Source organism: Haloplanus salinarum, from assembly GCF_024498175.1.
GTDB lineage: Archaea > Halobacteriota > Halobacteria > Halobacteriales > Haloferacaceae > Haloplanus > Haloplanus salinarum.
Map to the genome: position 1 here is coordinate 578,487 of NZ_CP101823.1, position 13,697 is coordinate 592,183.

Genomic DNA, 13,697 nt, shown 5'->3' on the forward strand with positions numbered 1-13,697 from the left:
GCCGCAGTACGGTCGTCGGGGAGGAGAGGGTTTGGGTCAGGCCGGCTGCTCGACCGACAGGGCGTCGGCGGCCTGCGAGGCCTCGTGCTGGACGAGGTAGGCGCGGTCGTCGTCGTACTCGGCGGCGGCGGTGAGCGCGCGTTCGGTGCCGATCTGTCGCAGGGCCCACGCGGCCGCGGCGCGGACCTCGTCGCTCTCGTCGTCGTCGAGCACGTCCGCGAGCGGGTCGATGGCCCGCGTGTCGCCGATGAGTCCGAGAGCGCGGGCGGCGTAGGGTCGGATCCGGTCGTTGTCCGCGACGAGTTTGTTCGCGATGGGGCCGGTGGCCTCCTCGTTCCCGATCTCGCCGAGCGCCTTGAACGTCACCTTCTGGAGGCCGGGGTCGGAGTCGGCGTCGACGTACTCCAGCAGCGTCTCGACGGCGTCCTCGGCGCCCATCTTGCCGAGCGCCTTGATGCCGGGCTTGTCGCGCTTGCCCGCGCGCTGGTGCATGGCGTCGAAGGCTCCCTCGTCGTTCATCCGCGTGATCGCTTCGAGGCAGTGACGCTCCATGAACTCCGACTGGAAGCTGTCGAGTGCCAGCAACACCATCTCCACGTTGCCCTGCTGTTCCCACTCCTTGAGCGCCGCCCACTCGGGCGGGTAGTCCTTGTAGTGACCGAGGACGTCGTAGAAGCCCTGTGCACGGAGCTGTTCGTGGGTTTCGAGGTCGTCCCACTCCTCGGCGTCGTCGAGGCCGGCGGCGAGGTCGTCGGTCGCATCGAGCAGCGTCGCGATGGTCTCGGCGTCGTCGTCGGCGTCGAGGCCGGCGTCGGCGACGGCCGCAGCGGCCGCATCGAGGGCGTCGGCGTCGTCGCCGTCGAGCTCCGTCTCCAGGATCTCGCTCACCTCGGCGACGAAGTCCGCGACGGCCGCGGCGGCCTCGCCCTCGCCGTCCTCGGTCCACTCCGTGTCCGTGAGCGTCGCCGTCGCACTCTCGACGCCGTCGACGACGTCGCTCGCGTAGGGACCGCGAGCCGCCTCGAGGTCGTCGCGGAGGTCCTCGAGGTGCGTTTCGAGTTCCTCGCGGGGATCCGCTTCGTCCTCGTCCTCGGGTTCCGGGAGGTCGGCGGCGTCGAGGTCCTCGGCGATCCCGTCGAGCGTCTCCTCGACCGCGTCGAGGTCGCCCTCGGTCTCGGCGGCGTCGAGGTCCTCGGCGGCAGCGTCGAGGCGGGAGTCCAGGGTCTCGGCCGGTAGGTCGGTCTCGTCGTCCCCGTCGGTCATACGGACACACTCCGTGTGACTCTCAAAAGAGCGTTTCCATTCCCGGCAGGGGCCCCACCGCCGTCGCCAAGACCCATTACGCCCGATCACGTAGCCCCCCGTATGCGCCCCGCGTCGCCCTCCGGCAGCCGAACGGTCCTCGTCTGTACCGTCGCCGGCCTCCTCCTCGTCGGGAGCGTCGGTCTCGCCGTCGCCGTCGACGAGCCGCGGGACGCGCCGGCCGACACGTCGCCGCCCGTGACCGTCTACGTCAGCGAGTCGCTCGATATCTCGTCGGTCCAGCTCACCGGCGGCGGAACGCTCGGCACCGGCGAGAAGACGTTCGTCGCCACCAGCGGGAACGGCGCGTTCTCCGTCTTCGCCGAGGACGCGAGTTTCGACGGCGTCGACCCCGGCTCGTACGACGCGGACGCCGACGGCGATGACCGGGCCGACCTGCTCGTCGTGCGCCCCCGGATCACCGACCTCGAGGTGCGCAACGAGCGCGGGGTCGACGTCGCCGGCGACACCGTCGACGCCGACGACTTCGAGGAGGTGCGGATCACGGCCGAGTACAACTTCGCCGAGGCCGACCGCCTCGACGTGACGGTAGAGAGCCCGGACGACGTGGACCTCGCCGGGAATCGGCGGATCACCGAGAGCGGCGGGACGGTCACCGTCGACACGAGCGGGGCCGTGCGGGGCACGTACCGCATCACCGTCGAGGGAAGCGACGTCGACGACGGCTCCCGGACGGTCGAGGTGACCGTCGGCGGGGGTCGCACGGCCACCGCGACGCCCACGGCGACCGCCACGTCGACGCCCGAACCGACGCCGACGCCCACGGCGACCGCCACGTCGACGCCCGAACCGACGCCGACGCCCACGGCGACTGCCACGTCGACGCCCGAACCGACGCCGACGCCCACGGCCACCGACGCGCCGACCGCGACCCGCACGCCGACCGCCACCGAGTCGTCCGGTGACGGCTTCGCTCCCGTCGGCGCCGTCGTCGCCCTCCTGACGGTCGCGGGCGTCGCTCGGCGGCGCGAATAGGTAAATGCCTCCGGGCGCAAGTGACGGTATGAGCCGAAACGACGACGAGGTCGCGGGCGAGACGGAGGAGCTTGCGGTCCTGCTCGCGGACCTGGAACGGACCCTCGCCGACCTCCGGTCGGCCGTCGAGGACGACGTCCGCGACGGGGGACGGGAGAGACGCAACGAGAGCGTGACGCCGCCGCGTCGGCCGCCGACGCCCGGCGAGATCCTCCGGTTCACCGAGCAGTACACCATCCCGACGCTCGTTGCCCTGCTCGAAGCCACGGTCCAGTCCCTGGAACTGCTCCGGGCGGTGCTTCGACTCGCCGGGCCGCGACCGACCGAGGAACGCCTCCGGACCCGGCTGCGCTCGCCGGAGTCGCCCGACGCAGCGACGCTCCGGGAGACCCTCGCGGACCTGCGGGCGGCCCTCACCGGCGCGGACCTCCCCGAGGAGTCGGCGGCGGGGTCAGTGATCGCCGACGCCCGGTCGCTGACGACCGAAATCGACGACCGGCTGGCGTCCATCGAGGAGGAGCCGGATGCGGAGCGCGAACGGCGGGACCGTTCGGAGTCGGCGACCGACGAACGGGGTGTCGCCATCGACGTCCGGGAGGAGAACGAGGACGACACGGCGGACGGATCGACCGACGTGGACGTCGACGCGGAACTGGCCTCGATCAAGGAGTCGCTGGAGGACGACGGGGCCGACGACGAGGAGTAGGCTCCGTGCGGGTGCGGGCCTACGCCGCCGAACTGACGTACTCGCCGTCGACGCGGTCGATGAGTCCCCGTTCGGTGAGGGTGTCGAGGACCGGAAAGAGGCCGATCTTCCGCATGTCGAGCGTGGACTGGAGGTCGTCGACGGTGACGCCGTCCGAGACGGCGACGAAGAGGTAGACGAGTTTGGAGTCGGTCGCGGTGAGTTCGTCGGGAACGTCGAAGCCGTCGGGGGTCGGAACGGCCGTCCGGGCCGCGTTCTGTGTCGTACTCATGATCTACCCGAAATGTTCTCTTTCCAAGTAATAAGTGCTTCCAACATATTCCTCATATCCTCAGAACTGGTAATATGTGTTAATATAACGCTCGTACTCAAACGATCGTTACTGGTCGTCGGGGAACGGTCGAGGGGGGTGGGCACCGTCGGCGGACCCGGCGGGAAGCGGTCTACGGCGTGCGTTCGTTCGCCGCCTCGATCCACCCGCGGATCCGCCCCTCGTCGATGTCGGCCTCGGCGGAGAGCGTGGCGGGTTCGGCGTCGGCGAGCGCCTCCACGGAGGTGACCCCCGCACCGGTCAGGCGTTCGGCGTACGCCGGGCCGATGCCGTCGAGTTCCTGTAGATCGGTGTCCGCGACGTCCGCCTCCGTCGTCTCGACGTCCTCGGCGACGGCGGCGTCGGGGGTGTCGGCTTCCGGCGGTTCGGCGGCGGGCTCGGACGGTTCGTCGTCGACTGGGTCGATCGAGCGCTCGGCGAACCAGTCGGCCACGTTCGGCCAGAGGTGCTCGTGGGTCGAACTCGACACGGAGAGCCCGATGTGGCCGGTCGAGAACTCCATGATCTCGGTGTCGTCGCTGGCGACCTTCTCGTTGAAGGGCTTGCTCGCCTCCGGCGGGATGAGGTGGTCGTACTCGCCGACCACCTGCAACACGGGCATGGTGATGTCCCCGAGATCGACCCGTTCGCCGTTCAGCTCGAGTTCGTTGCGGTAGAGCTCGTTGCCCTGGTAGATGTCCTCCAGGAACTCCCGGTAGGCGGTTCCGGCGACGTCGATGGGGTCGTTGAGCCACCGCTCCATCCGGGCGAAGTTCTTCACGAAGTCCTCGTCGTCGATGTTGTCGTAGAGGTTGCCGTACTTCGTGACGTAGTTGTGGACGGGATCCATCAGCGCGAAGCCGACGTCGAGGAACTCCGCGGGCACGTTGCCGAAGGTGTCGACGATCGCGCCGGGGCTGAAGAAGTCCTCGTCGCCCCACATCTCGAGGATGCCGCCGGTGCCGTCGAAACAGAGGCCGGCGGCCATCAGGCCGAGGTTGCGGACCTTCTCGGGGTGGAGCGCCGCGTACATCACGCTCATCGTGCCGCCCATGCAGTAGCCGAGGACGTTGATCGAGTCCTGGCCGGAGCGCTCGCGCACCTCGTCGACGCAGTTGTCGATGTAGCGGTTGACGTAGTCGTGCAGCGAGAGGGACGTGTCGAGTTCGGAGGGTTCGCCCCAGTCGATCATGTAGACGTCGAAGCCGGCTTCGAGCATCCGGCGGATCACGCTCCGGTCCGGCTGGAGGTCGAGGATGTACGGCCGGTTGATGAGCGCGTAGACGAACAGGAGGGGCACGTCGTGGCGCTCCTCCTCGGGCACCAGCGGCTCGTAGTGGTGGAGTTCGAGCTTGTTCTCGCGGTAGACCACCTCGCTCGGCGTCTCGCCGACCTCCACCTCGGCCATCGTCTCCAGCCCGTCGGGGATGGCGCCGACCGACGACGTGTCCTCGGCCGCACGCTCCCAGAGGTCGCGCTGGGCGTCCAACGGGAAGGTGAAGGGGTTCATTGGTCGTCGAGCAACCGATCGAGCTTCTGTTCGATGGAGTGCTGCCGGCGTTCGAGTTCGACGAGCCGTTCGCCCACCTCGCGCACGTCGCCGACCGTCGCGAAGTTGAGTGCGTGGAGCGTCTCCTCGGACGCCTCGTCGATGTTCTGTCGCATGTTCATCGCCTCCTCGACGGTCTGGCCCGTCGCTGCCGCGAAGGCGGTCGTCGTCATCATCTCCTTGAAGGCCTCGTTGGCCGAGGAGAGCCAGATGTCGCGGAACTCCTCCGGTTCGACGTCCTCGCCGTCGAAGGCGGCGCCCATGCGTTCGAAGGAGGTTTCGGCGGCGTCCATCCACGCCTCGTAGGCGCGCATCGACCCCTCGTAGCCCTCCTGAATCCGCTCCTCGGAGAGGTTGTCCTCCATCGAATCCATCCAGGATTCGAGAAACGCCGACTGGGCGTCGAGGTTCCGGTCGAGGGCGTTCATATACGTCTCGGTCATGTGTTCGAGGAAGGCGTCCATCCCTCCGTCGAACGTACCGCTGGCATCGTTGGTCATCGTATGGAAATAGGGGGTTCGGGGTGGAATAGGCTCCGGTTACGCGGACTCGGCCAGTTCCTCGGCGGAGGCGACGGCCTCTTCGGTCGTCTCCTCGGCCTCGGCCTGGACCTGCTCGACGGCGTCGAAGCCATCAGCGAGCAGTTCGAGCTGCATCTCGGTCAGCTCGTCGTAGGTCGCCTCGGCCTCGTCGAGGCCGTCCAGGAAGGACTGCCAGGCGTCCTCGTGAATCTCGTCGACGGCCTCGAACTGCTCGTCGACGGCCGCTTCGAGTTCCGCGACGGACTCTTCGGGGTAGACGGACTTGAGACCGTCGAGGTAGGCCTCGATGGCCGACTTCGAGAGCGTGACGCCGCTCTTCTGGGCCGACTTGACCGACTCGAAGGAGCCGAACCAGGTCTCCATGGCGGAGCGCTGGGCGTCGACGCCGGTTTCGGCGGCACGGCGGGTCTGTTCGATCATCGTACGTTGCAGCTCGAAAGCCGAACTGAAGGGGTTGGTAGTACTCATTGGGTCTCACTCGGAGTTTCGTTTGACGGGGATGACGATCGTCTGGACGATGTCGCCGTCGTCGATACCGAGCGTCTCGCGCTCGGCGTCGGGAATGCTGATGCGACCCCCGCTCTGCACGCGGGTCTTGAACATCGCCGTGCCCATGCTCATCGCGCCCAGTTGCGAGAACCCGTCGAACCCGCTTCCGGAACCGCCCGACATGAACTGTTTGAACAGCTTCATCTGCTGCTCGACCGCCTCTTCGCTGGCGTCCTGAAACCCCTGGGCGAACGGCATGGGGGGCCACGACGGCGATCCATCGTCCTCGTCTTGCGTCATCCTTGTAACATCACAGGCGGCCCACAGGCATAAGCTTTACTTTAGTTACCACTCAATACCATTCAAAGACATCGGATGGTTTCGGCCGGATGTACCCGGCGACGAAAGCGACCAGTCTTTAACGGACCGACACCAATTATGGATAGACACACGATGCAGGAACGATCACGGACCCCGATGGGCAGCCTCACGGACGCGTGGGTAGAGTCGGGCAAACACTTCTCGAACAGCGTCGAGCACTTCTGCAGCAGCATGATGGCCGCCAACCGGGCGATGTTCCCGGGGCTGTCGAACGGCGACGACCGCCAGCCCCCCGTTTCGCCGGAGGTGAGCTACTCGAAGGCGGACTGGACGTTCGAACACGCCGACGAGACCGACGACGCCGACGGCGTCGTCAGCGTCGGCGACACCATTCGCTTCTCGAAGACGCTCACCGAACGGGAGATCCGGGAGTTCGCGGACGCCAGCGGCGACACGAACCGGCTCCACCTCGACGACGACTTCGCGGAACGGACCCGCTTCGGCCGACGGATCGTCCACGGGACGCTCGTCTCCGGGCTCATCAGCGCCGCGCTCGCGCGCCTGCCCGGGCTGACGATCTATCTCTCCCAGGACCTCCAGTTCCTCGGTCCCGTCGACATCGGCGAGACGGTCACCGCCATCTGCGAAGTCGTCGAGGACCTCGGCGACGGCCGCTACCGGCTCACTACCGTCGTCGAGGACGAGGACGGCGAGACGGTCATCGACGGCGAGGCCATCGTCCTCATCGACGACGCACCCGAGGACGCCCTCGAAGACTGACCGTTCCCGGATCCCCGGTCACCTCGTTGCCGTCGCTCTTCGAGGCCGAGGACGTCGTCACGCATCCACGGTTCGTCGGCCCGCGTCGGGGACGAACCGCGCTCGCGGGAGCGACCGTGTCCCGTCCGGAACGGTCGCCGGCGATCCGACTCAGACCGGCTCGAACCGGTAGCCGTCCCACTCCTGGCTCTCGGGTTCGCGGATACCGGCACCGGGTTCCCGGAGCTCCTCGACGTACACCGGCCGTACCTCGTCGCCGATCTCGACGTCGTCGGTGGTCACGCCGCCGATCGCACGGACCGGCTCGCCGTCGACGTCGAACTCGACGATGGCGAGGGTGTTCGGTTCGCGGACGCCCGGTGGGGCCGCAGTGCTCGTCGTCCACGTGATCACCTCGGCGGTGTACTCGCTGAGGTCGACCGTGTCGACCGGTTCCTCGCCTCCGGGACCGATCGGGTGGCCCGGGTAGGTGATGCTGCCGTCGGGGTACTGGTACGCTTCCATCATTAGACTGCCTCCATGAGGGTGGTGATGACGCAGTTGCCGAAGCCGCCGACGTTACACGCCAGTCCGGTGTCGGCGCCGTCGACCTGCCGCTTGCCCGCCTCGCCGAGCAACTGTTCGTAGATCTCGTACACCTGTGCGACGCCGCTCGCGCCGAGCGGGTGGCCCTTCGATTTCAGGCCGCCCGAGGGGTTGATGGGGAGGTCGCCGCCCATCTCCGTGCGACCCTCCTCGACCGCCTTCCATCCCTCGCCCTTCTCGAAGAAGCCGAGGTCCTCGCTCTGGAGGAATTCGAGGATGGTGAACATGTCGTGGAGTTCGGCCACGTCGACGTCCTCGGGACCCAGATCGGCCGTGTCGTAGGCGATCCGGCTGGACTCGACGACCCCGCGCATCGTGGTCGGGTCCGCGCGCTCGTGGACGACGTGCGTGTCGGTCGCACCGCCCACGCCCGAGACGAGCACGTAGTCGTCGGTGTACTCCCGGGCGACGGACTCCGGACAGAACATGAGCGCCGCGCTCCCGTCGGTGATGGGACAGAAGTCGTAGAGCCGGAGCGGGTCGGCGACGATGGGCGACTCGAGGACCGTCTCCAGGTCGACTTCCTTCTGGAACTGGGCGTGTTCGTTGTGGACGCCGTGACGGTGGTTCTTCACCGCGACCTTGCCGAGGCTCTCACGCGGGGCGTCGTACGTCTCGAGGTAGAGCCGCGCGGTCAACCCGGCGAAACTCGGGAGCGTCACGCCGTGTTTGTACTCCGCCGGGTGAGTGATGGAGGCGATGACGTCCGTCGCTTCCGGCGTGGTTCGGTGGGTCATCTTCTCGGCGCCCACGAGCAGCGTCATGTCGCTGGCGCCGCTCGCGACCGACTGCCAGGCGTGTTTGACGCCGGCCCCGCCGCTCGAACTCGTCTGGTCGATACGGGCGGTGTACGCCGGCATCGCCGCCAGGTCGTGGGCCACGGCGTTCATGATGCCCGTCTGTCCCTCGAACTCGCCGCTCGCCATGTTCGAGACGTAGAGGTGATCGATCGCGTCCGGTGAGACTCCCGCGTCCTCCAGACAGGCCGTGCCGGCCTCCGAGAGCAAGTCGAGGACCCAGCCGTCCCGCTGGCCGAACTGCGTCATCGACGCGCCGATGATCGCGACGTTCTCCATACACCCGTTCGCGACGGCCACCGGCTTACCGTTTACCCTTGTCCGCTCATAGGGGTATCGTAACTGTCCATAGATTCTCGCCGGGAGGGTCCGGCGAGAATCTATGATGACTTCCGATGATCCCTATCAGAACGCCAGCGTGTCGACGACGACGGCGAGCAACAGCGCCCCGAGGTAGGCGTTCGAGGCGTGGAAGGCCCGGAACGCCGCTGATTCGGTCCGGTCGACGTGGAGCCGAACGACCGCCCACAGGAACGCCGCCCCCAGCGCGACGGTAGTGAGGACGTAGAGCCAGCCGAGCGACTCCCAGGTCGCCAGCACGCCGGCACCGACCAGCGTCGCCGCCAGCCACCAGAGGATGTGTTTCCGGGTCTCCGTCTCGCCGCGGACGACGGGCATCATCGGGAACCCGCCGCGGGCGTAGTCGTCCTTGTACGCCAGCGCGAGGTTGTAGAAGTGCGCGGGCGTCCACAGGAAGATGACCGTCGCGAGCACGAGGCCGCCGAGGCCGACCGACCCCGTGACCGCCGCCCACCCGATCAACGCCGGGAGGGCGCCGGCCGCCCCGCCGATGACCGTGTTCTGGACGGTGTTCGGTTTCAGGATCAGCGTGTAGATCACGCTGTAGAAGACGATGGCGATGAAGCCGAGGACGGCGACCAAGGGGTTGACGGCGGCGAAGGCGACGAGCGACCCGAGCGTCAGCAGACCGCCGAAGGCCAGCGCGTTGCGAACCGACACCACGTCGGTCGCGATTGGCCGATCGTTGGTTCGGTTCATTCGCCGGTCGACGTCCCGTTCGAGGACGTGGTTGAACGTCCCGCTGGCGCCGATGGAGAGGACGCCGCCGAGCAGTGTCAGGACCACCGTGCGCGGTTCGAGCGCCGGGCCGGCGGCGAGTGCCATCCCCGCCGAGGCGACGAGACAGAGCAGCCACATCAGGCGTGGCTTCGTGAGCCGGAGGTACGCCCCGGCCACCGCCCGCACGCGGGCCACCGGCTCCTCGGGGAGCGCCGACGGCTCGGGGTCTGCCGGGACCGTGGGCGGCGAGAGGTCCTCGGGGTCCGTGACGGATCCTTCCGACGGATCGCCGGTCTCCGCTTCGAGCGTCCAGGCGAGGGCGGCGACCAGTCCCCCGAAGATGACGATGCCCACGAACAGGTGTGCGGCCGAGAGCACGGCGGTCGCTCCGGTCGTCGCGACGACGGCTCCGAGGGCGGCTTGGACCGGGTAACAGCACATCGAGACGGCGAGGGCGGCTCGGACGCGACGGCTCCGGTTCCCGCGCCACGCGGCGACGCCAGCCACGAGGACCAGTAAGCCGACGGCGACGGCGGCGAGGCGGTGGCCGATCACCAGGGTTCCGGCGACGGTCGTCGGGAGCGCCGTCCCGTCGCCACACGCCGGCCACGCGCCACAGGTCGAGGCGGCGTCCGTGACGGCGACTGTCGTCCCGACGAGTACGAGCAGGTACACTCCCATCGCGCTCGCCGCGAGCAGACCGGGGACGCGGTCGGTCACGCGAACCACGTGTCGATCACTATCGGGACTTGGCAATCCGCCTATTTAGGAGCCCCGCTTTTTCTCACCCCACGGTCGAAACCCGACGCCGGCCGATCCGTCCTATCAGTAGCTATTTACGGGGGAGATTCTAACGGCCCATAGAGCATGAAACGGTCGCGCCTCCTGCTGGTGTCGCTGCTGTCGGCGGTCGCTCTCGCCCTCGCCGCCGATCCAGTCGCGGCCCAGAGTTCGGTGTCCGCAGAACTCATCAACAACCTGAACAACAAGCTGTTGCTGATCGCCGTCCCCATCACGCTCCTGGTGGAGGGCATCCTGATCTACACCGTCTACCGGTTCAAGAACGCCGACGAGGCGTCGCCGACCGAGGAGAACCGTCGACTGGAGATCACCTGGACCGTCGCCACGGCCATCATCCTGCTTTTCGTCGGCGTCGCCTCCTACGGCGTCCTCGCCAACGAGAACGTCACCTTCGAGGGCGGCGAGGACGAGGTCGCCCCCGACGAGGGCGACGTCCTCGTCAACATGGAGGGCTTCCAGTGGGGCTGGCGTGCGAGCTATCCCCAGGAGGACGTCTCGCTTGCCAGTACGGCGCCCACCATCGTGGTCCCAGTCGGGCAGGACATCTACTTCAACGTCACCTCGAGTGACGTGTTACACGCCTTCCACGTTCCCGAGATGGGGCTGAAACAGGACGCCATGCCCGGGCAGTCCAACGTCATCAAGACCAGGACGCTGGAGACGGGCACCTACCAGGGCTACTGCGCCGAGTTCTGTGGTGTCGCCCACTCACAGATGTACTTCGAGATCAAGGTCGTCTCCCAGGACGAGTACCAGCAGTTCCTCGAGGAACAGCAGGGCGACTCCGCTAGCGACCTCGAACCCGAGGGGACCGACGACGTCGTCCGCGCACACGACGAGGCGGCCGCCCAGGCACCCGCCGTCGCGTAACGACCGACTCTTCTAACACCGACGCTCGACGATCCGGTCGACGATCCGTCCCGTCGAGGACAGTTCCTCCCCGGGCGCGTCGCGCGCCGACGCCCGCTCGACCCGACAGTCGATGCCACGGTCCCGGAGGGCGGACTGGAGTCGCTCCTCGTCGTGGTGCTGGTCGTAGCCGAGGACGATGACGTCGGGGTCGATCCGTTCGATGGGGACGAAGATGTCCTCCGGATGGCCGAGGTGGGCCTCGTCGACGACGTCGAGTGCGTCGACCATCCGTCGGCGCTGTCCGTCCGATAGGATCGGTTTCGGCTTGTGGGTCACGTTCTCCCCGCGGGCGACGATGACGTGGAGTCGATCACCCATCGCCGCGGCGTCGGAGAGGTAGTGGACGTGGCCCGGGTGGAGGATGTCGAACGTTCCCTGGGCGACGACGACGGTCATGGGTCGCGGTCGACGCCTCCCCGCCGCGGGCGTCCGGCCGTGCCCGCGACGGTGGGTCGCTCGGCGGTCCGGTCGACGGGGTCCGTCCGGAGACACCGCATGGCTACGCGTCGGTGGCGTCGCCTTCTAAGGGTTCCGGATGGTGGGCGGCGCTCCGGACGCGGGGGCGGGCGTATTCTGCAAGGCTTAACTTCGGGCACCGATCACACAGTGGTATGACAGCTGGGAATGCCGGGGATTCCGGCACTGACACCCGGGGTGACTCCCGCCCCGTCGTCTACGATCTCGCACCCGACTGCACGGCCGAGGACGTGGAGGTGGGCGAGTACTACCACGCCGTCGTCAACGGCGTCGTCGCCTACGGGATCTTCGTCGACGTCTCGGACGAGGTGTCCGGGCTCGTCCACGAGTCGAACCTCGACGGCGACTTCGACGTCGGCGACCGCCTGCTCGTCGAACTCGACGAGGTCCGCGACGACGGCGACGTCGCCTTCGCGGAGGCCGACCTGGACGACTATCGCACCGTCGCGGTCGATCACCAGCCGACGATCACGCCCGTCGAGGACCTGTCGGTCGGCGAGACGGTCACCGTCGAGGGACGGATCATCCAGGTCAAACAGACCGCGGGGCCGACCGTCTTCCGTTGCTGTGACGCCACCGGCATCGTCGCCTGCACGGCCTTCGAGGAGGCGGGCGTCCGCGCTCACCCCGACGTGGAACTCGACGACGCCGTCCGTATCTCCGGCGCCGTCGAGGAACACGAGGGGAGCCCACAGATCGAGGTCGAATCGCTCGCTCGACTGAGCGGGTCGGCCGCCGAGCGGGTTCACGAGGCCGTCGACGCCGGCCTGTCAGAACGCGCCGCCCCCCACGATGTCGAGCCGCTGGTCGAGTGGGACGAGTTCGAGAAGCTCCGCCCCGGTCTCGAATCGCTCGCCAGACGACTCCGGCGGACCGTCCTCGAAGGGCGGCCGATCCGGGTCCGACACCACGCCGACGGCGACGGCATGTGCGCCTCGCTCCCGGTGCAGGTGGCGCTCGAACGCTTCATCACGGCCGTCCACGACGACGAGGACGCCCCGCGCCACCTCATCAAGCGCCTCCCGAGCAAGGCGCCGTTCTACGAGATGGAGGACGTGACCCGCGACCTCAACTTCGCGCTCGAAGGCCGCGAGCGCCACGGGCAGAAGCTCCCCCTCCTGCTCATGCTCGACAACGGCAGCACCGAGGAGGACGTCCCCGCCTACGAGAACCTCGCACATTACGACGTGCCCATCGCCGTCGTCGACCACCACCACCCCGACCCCGAGGCGGTCGAGGACCTGCTCGACGCCCACGTTAACCCGTACCTCCACGGCGAGGATTACCGCATCACCACGGGGATGATGTGTGTCGAACTCGCGCGGATGATCGACCCGGAGATGACCGACGAACTCCGGCACGTTCCCGCGGTGGCGGGGCTGGCCGACCGCTCGAAGGCCGAGACGATGGACGCCTTCGTCGACCTGGCCGGCGAGGCGGGCTACGACCGGACGGACCTCGTCCGCATCGGCGAGGCCCTCGACTACGCCGCCCACTGGCTCCGGTACAGCGAGGGCAAGATCCTCGTCAGCGACGTCTTGAACGTCGACTGTGACGACGAGCGCCGCCACGAGGAACTCGTCGACTTCCTCGCCGACCGGGCCGAGCGCGACATCGACCGCCAGTTGGCCGCGCTCGACCCGCACGTCGAACACGAACGGATGGACAACGACGCCCACCTGTACCGGGTCGACCTCGACGACTTCGCCTACCGGTTCACCTACCCCGCTCCGGGGAAGACCACCGGCAACCTCCACGACCGGAAGGTCGAGGAGACGGGCGACCCCGTCATCACCATCGGCTACGGCCCCGACTTCGCGGTGCTTCGCTCGGACGGCGTCCGCCTCGACATCCCCGAGATGGTGGCCGAACTCGACGAGGAAGTCGTCGGCGGCGGCGTCTCCGGCGGCGGCCACCTCGTCGTCGGCTCGATCAAGTTCGTGGAGGGAATGCGAAGCGAGGTGATCGACGCGCTCGTCGACAAGATGGCCGACGCGGAACTCGACGAGGCGCTATCGAGCGCGACGACGCTCGACACCTGAGCGGCCCC

At 68.0% G+C, this 13,697-nt stretch carries 15 protein-coding genes; 5 read left to right on the top strand and 10 right to left on the bottom strand.

Annotated features, from left to right (window positions below; genetic code table 11):
* Positions 1-36: 36 nt before the first annotated feature.
* On the bottom strand, positions 37-1,263 hold the full coding sequence (locus tag NO364_RS03065; protein ID WP_157688699.1) for a HEAT repeat domain-containing protein: 1,227 nt from the start codon (positions 1,261-1,263) through the stop codon (positions 37-39).
* Between the two features lie 102 nt (positions 1,264-1,365).
* Between NO364_RS03065 and NO364_RS03070 the strand changes: the two genes are divergently transcribed.
* Together NO364_RS03070 and NO364_RS03075 are read left to right on the top strand one after the other, a co-directional pair.
* A complete protein-coding gene (locus NO364_RS03070; RefSeq protein WP_157688698.1) occupies positions 1,366-2,298 on the top strand; it encodes a PGF-CTERM sorting domain-containing protein in 933 nt (310 codons plus the stop codon).
* 28 nt (positions 2,299-2,326) lie between these two features.
* Positions 2,327-3,004: a DUF7547 family protein gene (locus NO364_RS03075; RefSeq protein WP_257628497.1), complete on the top strand. Its 678-nt coding sequence runs from the start codon at positions 2,327-2,329 to the stop codon at positions 3,002-3,004.
* A 19-nt stretch (positions 3,005-3,023) separates the two neighbouring features.
* Here NO364_RS03075 and NO364_RS03080 read toward each other — a convergent pair whose 3' ends face one another.
* The 5 genes from NO364_RS03080 to NO364_RS03100 all read right to left on the bottom strand — a co-directional run bounded on the left by NO364_RS03080 (position 3,024) and on the right by NO364_RS03100 (position 6,194).
* Complete coding sequence (locus NO364_RS03080) at positions 3,024-3,275, bottom strand: MarR family transcriptional regulator (protein WP_157688695.1); 252 nt, start codon at positions 3,273-3,275, stop codon at positions 3,024-3,026.
* A 172-nt stretch (positions 3,276-3,447) separates the two neighbouring features.
* Positions 3,448-4,824, bottom strand: a complete 1,377-nt coding sequence (phaC, locus tag NO364_RS03085) for a class III poly(R)-hydroxyalkanoic acid synthase subunit PhaC (RefSeq protein WP_257628498.1) — start codon at positions 4,822-4,824, stop codon at positions 3,448-3,450.
* On the bottom strand, positions 4,821-5,363 hold the full coding sequence (locus NO364_RS03090) for a poly(R)-hydroxyalkanoic acid synthase subunit PhaE (RefSeq protein WP_157688692.1): 543 nt from the start codon (positions 5,361-5,363) through the stop codon (positions 4,821-4,823). Before NO364_RS03090 ends, phaC begins: the two co-directional genes overlap by 4 nt.
* Positions 5,364-5,402: 39 nt before the next feature.
* Positions 5,403-5,825, bottom strand: coding sequence for a hypothetical protein (locus NO364_RS03095; protein ID WP_257628499.1), 423 nt, complete (start codon positions 5,823-5,825; stop codon positions 5,403-5,405).
* A gap of 54 nt (positions 5,826-5,879) precedes the next feature.
* On the bottom strand, positions 5,880-6,194 hold the full coding sequence (locus tag NO364_RS03100) for an AbrB/MazE/SpoVT family DNA-binding domain-containing protein (RefSeq protein ID WP_157688690.1): 315 nt from the start codon (positions 6,192-6,194) through the stop codon (positions 5,880-5,882).
* 153 nt (positions 6,195-6,347) lie between these two features.
* On the opposite strand from NO364_RS03100, the gene NO364_RS03105 reads away from it, so the two are divergent.
* Positions 6,348-6,995, top strand: coding sequence for a MaoC family dehydratase (locus NO364_RS03105; protein ID WP_257628500.1), 648 nt, complete (start codon positions 6,348-6,350; stop codon positions 6,993-6,995).
* A 150-nt stretch (positions 6,996-7,145) separates the two neighbouring features.
* Here NO364_RS03105 and NO364_RS03110 read toward each other — a convergent pair whose 3' ends face one another.
* The 3 genes from NO364_RS03110 to cyoE all read right to left on the bottom strand — a co-directional run bounded on the left by NO364_RS03110 (position 7,146) and on the right by cyoE (position 10,138).
* Positions 7,146-7,499 carry an OB-fold domain-containing protein gene (locus tag NO364_RS03110; RefSeq protein WP_157688687.1) on the bottom strand — a complete coding sequence of 118 codons (354 nt, stop codon included), beginning with the start codon at positions 7,497-7,499 and terminating at the stop codon, positions 7,146-7,148.
* 2 nt (positions 7,500-7,501) lie between these two features.
* Positions 7,502-8,656, bottom strand: a complete 1,155-nt coding sequence (locus NO364_RS03115; protein WP_257628501.1) for a thiolase domain-containing protein — start codon at positions 8,654-8,656, stop codon at positions 7,502-7,504.
* Between the two features lie 126 nt (positions 8,657-8,782).
* Positions 8,783-10,138 (bottom strand): heme o synthase, encoded by a 1,356-nt coding sequence (gene cyoE, locus NO364_RS03120; RefSeq protein ID WP_157691079.1) that lies wholly within the window; start codon positions 10,136-10,138, stop codon positions 8,783-8,785.
* Positions 10,139-10,324: 186 nt separating this feature from the next.
* Here cyoE and coxB point away from each other — a divergent pair, with 186 nt between their 5' ends.
* Positions 10,325-11,128 carry a cytochrome c oxidase subunit II gene (gene coxB / locus NO364_RS03125; protein ID WP_257628502.1) on the top strand — a complete coding sequence of 268 codons (804 nt, stop codon included), beginning with the start codon at positions 10,325-10,327 and terminating at the stop codon, positions 11,126-11,128.
* A 12-nt stretch (positions 11,129-11,140) separates the two neighbouring features.
* On the opposite strand, the gene NO364_RS03130 is transcribed toward coxB, so the two are convergent.
* On the bottom strand, positions 11,141-11,566 hold the full coding sequence (locus NO364_RS03130) for an FAD synthase family protein (RefSeq protein WP_257628503.1): 426 nt from the start codon (positions 11,564-11,566) through the stop codon (positions 11,141-11,143).
* Between the two features lie 215 nt (positions 11,567-11,781).
* On the opposite strand from NO364_RS03130, the gene han reads away from it, so the two are divergent.
* A complete protein-coding gene (han, locus tag NO364_RS03135; protein ID WP_257628504.1) occupies positions 11,782-13,689 on the top strand; it encodes a Hef-associated nuclease in 1,908 nt (635 codons plus the stop codon).
* The last annotated feature ends 8 nt before the right edge of the window (positions 13,690-13,697 follow it).

Excerpts from the sequence above, each read along its gene's own strand:
- NO364_RS03065 (WP_157688699.1), bottom strand. The coding sequence starts at position 1,263 with ATGACCGACGGGGACGACGAGACCGACCTACCGGCCGAGACCCTGGAC.
- NO364_RS03070 (WP_157688698.1), top strand. The coding sequence starts at position 1,366 with ATGCGCCCCGCGTCGCCCTCCGGCAGCCGAACGGTCCTCGTCTGTACC.
- NO364_RS03075 (WP_257628497.1), top strand. The coding sequence starts at position 2,327 with ATGAGCCGAAACGACGACGAGGTCGCGGGCGAGACGGAGGAGCTTGCG.
- NO364_RS03080 (WP_157688695.1), bottom strand. The coding sequence starts at position 3,275 with ATGAGTACGACACAGAACGCGGCCCGGACGGCCGTTCCGACCCCCGAC.
- phaC (WP_257628498.1), bottom strand. The coding sequence starts at position 4,824 with ATGAACCCCTTCACCTTCCCGTTGGACGCCCAGCGCGACCTCTGGGAG.
- NO364_RS03090 (WP_157688692.1), bottom strand. The coding sequence starts at position 5,363 with ATGACCAACGATGCCAGCGGTACGTTCGACGGAGGGATGGACGCCTTC.
- NO364_RS03095 (WP_257628499.1), bottom strand. The coding sequence starts at position 5,825 with ATGATCGAACAGACCCGCCGTGCCGCCGAAACCGGCGTCGACGCCCAG.
- NO364_RS03100 (WP_157688690.1), bottom strand. The coding sequence starts at position 6,194 with ATGACGCAAGACGAGGACGATGGATCGCCGTCGTGGCCCCCCATGCCG.
- NO364_RS03105 (WP_257628500.1), top strand. The coding sequence starts at position 6,348 with ATGCAGGAACGATCACGGACCCCGATGGGCAGCCTCACGGACGCGTGG.
- NO364_RS03110 (WP_157688687.1), bottom strand. The coding sequence starts at position 7,499 with ATGGAAGCGTACCAGTACCCCGACGGCAGCATCACCTACCCGGGCCAC.
- NO364_RS03115 (WP_257628501.1), bottom strand. The coding sequence starts at position 8,656 with ATGGAGAACGTCGCGATCATCGGCGCGTCGATGACGCAGTTCGGCCAG.
- cyoE (WP_157691079.1), bottom strand. The coding sequence starts at position 10,138 with ATGGGAGTGTACCTGCTCGTACTCGTCGGGACGACAGTCGCCGTCACG.
- coxB (WP_257628502.1), top strand. The coding sequence starts at position 10,325 with ATGAAACGGTCGCGCCTCCTGCTGGTGTCGCTGCTGTCGGCGGTCGCT.
- NO364_RS03130 (WP_257628503.1), bottom strand. The coding sequence starts at position 11,566 with ATGACCGTCGTCGTCGCCCAGGGAACGTTCGACATCCTCCACCCGGGC.
- han (WP_257628504.1), top strand. The coding sequence starts at position 11,782 with ATGACAGCTGGGAATGCCGGGGATTCCGGCACTGACACCCGGGGTGAC.